Annotated in this window: 1 pseudogene; it reads left to right on the top strand. The window is 43.1% G+C overall.

The features are described 5' to 3' along the window. Window positions 1-476 (top strand): annotated as a pseudogene (locus PSH48_RS20880) (aldehyde dehydrogenase family protein); the annotation flags it as partial.

The raw sequence follows: 476 nt of genomic DNA, 5'->3' as shown, positions 1-476 counted from the left end.
GAACTATCCTATTCAACTAGCATTGGTACCTGTTATTACTGCGATTGCAGCGGGTAACAGGGTGATGTTAAAGCTCAGTGAATTTACGCCTAACACCAATGCCGTTATTGAAAAAATATTTGCAGGTGAATTAAGCCAACACTGCACAATTATTCAAGGTGGTAGCGACGTGGCAAGTGAGTTTTCATCATTGCCATTTGCGCATTTGCTGTTTACAGGCTCGACTGCCGTTGGCAAGTTAGTTATGGCCGCGGCCAGTAAAAATTTAACGCCGGTAACATGAGAGCTCGGCGGAAAATCGCCCGTCATTGTGTTAGAAAAAGCCGATGTAAATAAAGCCGCGCGTGCTTTATTAGTTGGAAAAATGGCCAATGCAGGGCAAATATGTGTAGCGCCTGACTACGTGTTTGTTCCTAAAGCATTGGAGCATCAATTCATTAAAGCGCTTTGTACCCATTATAAAAAACACTTTAAGC

This window comes from Pseudoalteromonas sp. Angola-4, assembly GCF_028599265.1.
Lineage (GTDB): Bacteria > Pseudomonadota > Gammaproteobacteria > Enterobacterales > Alteromonadaceae > Pseudoalteromonas > Pseudoalteromonas atlantica.
This window is presented reverse-complemented; position numbering and strand designations above follow the sequence as displayed.